This is a genomic window from Xanthomonas populi, from assembly GCF_002940065.1.
GTDB lineage: Bacteria > Pseudomonadota > Gammaproteobacteria > Xanthomonadales > Xanthomonadaceae > Xanthomonas > Xanthomonas populi.
Genome location: NZ_MDEJ01000221.1, coordinates 1 through 3,622, shown reverse-complemented (window position 1 = coordinate 3,622; position 3,622 = coordinate 1). Strand labels below are relative to the sequence as shown.

Here is a 3,622-nt window from a genome sequence, read left to right as displayed (position 1 = left end):
ATCGCTGATTTTTTGAAGGTATGGTCATCATCCAGTGCGTGTCACCACGGCTACGACTTGGTTGTTCGAGGTGCCCTACTCGCTACATTTAGTCAATCGCTTTAAAGCAGCTGTACGTTATGAAAATAATTATCTGCATCTGAGCAGAGTTTCTCTGCCCAGATGCATTAGTCACCAGAGCGTTTACTGCTCAAAACTGATGTGATCGGCCTGCGCGTTCTTGGCCGCAGCCAATACCTTGGCCATCACCGCATATTCCGCATCTGTACTGGCGGCAATCCGCAGTTCCGGCTGATTTCCAGCTGTTTCGCGCATCTGTTCGATCAACCGGGGCTGTAACTCCTGCAGCGTCACCGGGCTGGCATTCCAGAACACCTGGCCATCGGCATCCACACGCAATGCGATCGGTGCAGGCGGTTCCAACTGTCCTGCGATTGATCGCTGCGCTGTGGCAGGTCCACCGTGATCGGTCGCGTCGGCATCGGCGCGGTGACGATGAAGATCATCAACAACACCAACATGGCATCCACCAGCGGCGTGACATTGGTCTGCGGCAGTTGTCCCCGATTGCCTGTCGTACTGAAAGCCATGACTGCCTACGGTGCTGTGACCGTGGGTGTTGCACGATCGCGCATACACTTGGCCAGGCATGACGGAAGGGCAGGGCGGCAGCAGGCAAATACCGCTCGACCACCGAGCCAAAGCATCGCGCTGTGAATCGATGACGCATAAAAAACGCCACCGTTTCCGGCGGCGTTCGCAGTCGCGTCATGACTGTTGTGGTGCGGTCTTGCGATGTCTTACTGCATGAAGCCGATTTTCTTCATCTGCGAGTTCTTTGCTGCAGCCAGGACTTTGGCCATCACCTCGTACTCCGCGTCCTGGTTCGCATCGATGCGCAGTTCCGGCTGATTGGTCGGATCGCTGGCGATCACTTCTTCCATCTTCTGCTGCAGCTGAGCCACCGGCACTGGACTGTTGTTCCAGAACACCTGGTTGCTCGCGTCGATCCGCAATTCGATCGGCGGCGGCGGTTCGGTCGTCTGCGGTGGCGGGTTGAGTACCCGCTGCGGCAGATCTACGGCGATCGGGTAGGTCATGATCGGCGCGGTCACGATGAAGATGATCAGCAGCACCAACATCACGTCCACCAGGGGCGTGACGTTGATATCGGCCATCGGGCCACGGCTTCCACCGGTACTGAATGTCATGGCTTACTGCCCCTTCTCTTTGGTCGCGACGAAACCGATGTCCAACATGCCCTGACCCTGCGCGATCTTGGTGATCTCGTTGATCGTACGCATCTTGGTGGTGCGGTCGCCACGCAGGTTGAGCGGCGGTTGCGGTGTCTGCTGTGCGGCGGTGGACAGTCGCGACTCCAGGGCTTCCTTGGAGACCGGCTCGTCGTTCCAGTACAGCGACCCGTCTTCCTTGACAGCCAGAGTGATCGGCGCGGCACGTTTCTCCGCATCTTCCTTCTGAACCAGGTTGGCCTCGGGCAGCTCCACCTTGATCTTATGGGACATCAGCGGTGCGGTGATGATGAAGATGATCAGCAGCACCAACATCACGTCCACAAGGGGCGTCACATTGATGTCGGCCATCGGGCCACCGCTGTTTCCACTACTGAAGGCCATAATGGGCTCCGTCTAAATCGTTGCGAAGTCGTTCTTTACTATGGATTAGCGAACGCGCGAACCAGTGGCGAAGAAGTCGTGCAGGTCGTGGGCAAAGGTGTCGAACTTGGCGATCACCGAGCTGTTGACCTTGGAGAAGAAGTTGAACGCGAACACCGCTGGGATTGCGACGAACAGACCGATCGCGGTCATGATCAACGCTTCACCCACCGGGCCGGCAACGGCGTCGATAGAGGCCGAACCAGTTGCGCCGATCTTGATCAGCGCGCCGTAGATGCCCCACACGGTACCGAGCAGACCGACGAACGGTGCGGTCGCACCGACGGTGGCGAGCAGGGTCATGCCGGACTGCAGACGGGTGCTTTCACGGGTCACAGCCTGACGCAGGGCGCGATCGACGAATTCCGAACGGCTCAGGCTCTCGCCCAGACCGCCGGTGCTGCCTTCGGCACGCTGGTGGTGAGCGGCAGCCTGGGCCGCGTCCAGCGCGATCTTGGAGAACGGCTCGGAAGCCGGCTGCTCTTCCATGGCGCGGATGGCGTCCTGCGCATTCGGGGCATCCCAGAACGCGGTGGTGACGCGGTCAGCCGCACTCTTCAGACGGGTGGCGCGGAAAATGTTGATGACAGTCCAGTACCAGGAGGCAGCGGACATGGCGATCAGGGTGATCAGAACGACCCAGGACACGGCGAAGTCGCCGGGCTGAGAGGTCATTTCGGTGATCAGATGCTCGAAGCCCATCTGCGAAAGAGCGGCCGACGGATTGGAGCCCCCTGCAGCGGCGGCGATAAAGAATTCCTGCAGCATGACGCTTACCTTTGTTGTGTGTGGTGATGAAGGGTGGAGCGAAAGGAAGACAGGATCCTGGGCCAGCCGTAGCCGGCCCGTGGATCAGTTCAAAGCAAAGTTGACCGGGACGCGAACACGTCCGGCGGATTTCTGCCCGTTGACAGTGGAGGCATTGAACTTCCACTTGCGTGCTGCGTCCATCGCGGCACGATCAAGGTCGCGGTTGCGGCTGGACTTTTCGACCGACACATTGGTCACGTTGCCGCTTGCATCCACATCCACGATCAGGATGACCTCACCTTGTACACCGGCACGGAATGCAGCCGGCGGGTACTTCGGCGGGTTCATGTTCTTGGACGAAATATCGACACTGGCGCCGATGTCATTCGGCGGTTGCGGTGGAGACGGTGGGCTCTGCTGCGTGACGATATCGCTGGGACGCGGTTCGGGAACGTCGACCACCGGAGCTTCAGGCGGCGGCGGAACCGGTGACGGCTTCGGCGGCGACAGATTTTTGACCGGCGGCGGCGGCTTGTCTTCCGGCGGCGGCGGCGGCGGGGGAGGAGGCGGTGCATCCACCAGGGTGACCATGGTGGTCCGCTCCTTCTCAGCCGGAGCCTTCGGCGCCACTGCTGGTATCAGCAACATCATCAGCGCAGTGAGGTGCAAAGCAATTACAAAAGCTATGCCGATAATGCGGGCCCAGCTCAGACCCTGGTTCCCGGCATCATAGTCATGCCTGTGGATAAAGAGTTGTTCCGTCATGCGCCAATGGCTCTTTCAGTGGGGGCCCCGGATCACGGTGATGATCCCCAGGTTTTCGGACGGGTTTTACACCGCAGTAACCCCCAATCTTATACCAATCCCGAGTCCTGTCACCACTAAAAACACAAGCATTTCGGGGGTTTATTTTCTTTTTTACTTCAGGTTGATGATCTTCTTTGCGTCTTCAGGTTTTTTGACGCCTTTGGCGATCGCCTGCTGGGCAGCCTGCTTCGCTTCGGGGATACGCCCTTCCGAATGCAGCACCTTAGCCAGATTCAGATAGGTCTCGCCATCCTTGGAAAGCGGTGCGGCTTTCTGCCAATTCTCGACTGCTTTCGGCACGTCTTCGCTGTAGGGCACCTCGAACAACCAAGTCGTAGCCGTGGTGACACGCACTGGATGATGACCATACCTTCAAAAAATCAGCGATC

Annotated in this window: 5 protein-coding genes and 2 pseudogenes; 1 reads left to right on the top strand and 6 read right to left on the bottom strand. The window is 58.8% G+C overall.

Translation table 11 applies throughout. From position 1 onward, the window contains the following. Nucleotides 1-183: 183 nt before the first annotated feature. A pseudogene (locus XpopCFBP1817_RS19985) lies at nt 184-557 on the bottom strand (ExbD/TolR family protein). Between XpopCFBP1817_RS19985 and XpopCFBP1817_RS23410 the strand changes: the two are divergent. After that, on the top strand, nt 463-717 hold the full coding sequence (locus XpopCFBP1817_RS23410; protein ID WP_244171271.1) for a hypothetical protein: 255 nt from the start codon (nt 463-465) through the stop codon (nt 715-717). The pseudogene XpopCFBP1817_RS19985 and the gene XpopCFBP1817_RS23410 sit on opposite strands and share 95 nt — an antisense overlap. Before the next feature lie 83 nt (nt 718-800). On the opposite strand, the gene XpopCFBP1817_RS19980 is transcribed toward XpopCFBP1817_RS23410, so the two are convergent. The 5 genes and pseudogenes from XpopCFBP1817_RS19980 to XpopCFBP1817_RS19960 form a co-directional block, all read right to left on the bottom strand. Beyond that, the gene (locus tag XpopCFBP1817_RS19980) at nt 801-1,211 is read right to left on the bottom strand and encodes an ExbD/TolR family protein (RefSeq protein WP_128418410.1); all 411 of its coding nucleotides are present in this window, start codon (nt 1,209-1,211) and stop codon (nt 801-803) included. 3 nt (nt 1,212-1,214) lie between these two features. Continuing rightward, nucleotides 1,215-1,637, bottom strand: coding sequence for an ExbD/TolR family protein (locus tag XpopCFBP1817_RS19975; RefSeq protein WP_128418409.1), 423 nt, complete (start codon nt 1,635-1,637; stop codon nt 1,215-1,217). A 45-nt stretch (nt 1,638-1,682) separates the two neighbouring features. Then, nucleotides 1,683-2,444, bottom strand: coding sequence for a TonB-system energizer ExbB (exbB, locus tag XpopCFBP1817_RS19970; protein WP_128418408.1), 762 nt, complete (start codon nt 2,442-2,444; stop codon nt 1,683-1,685). An 84-nt stretch (nt 2,445-2,528) separates the two neighbouring features. Then, on the bottom strand, nt 2,529-3,191 hold the full coding sequence (locus XpopCFBP1817_RS19965) for an energy transducer TonB (RefSeq protein ID WP_128418407.1): 663 nt from the start codon (nt 3,189-3,191) through the stop codon (nt 2,529-2,531). Between the two features lie 153 nt (nt 3,192-3,344). Next, nucleotides 3,345-3,545 (bottom strand): annotated as a pseudogene (locus tag XpopCFBP1817_RS19960) (hypothetical protein); the annotation flags it as partial. Nucleotides 3,546-3,622: the final 77 nt, after the last annotated feature.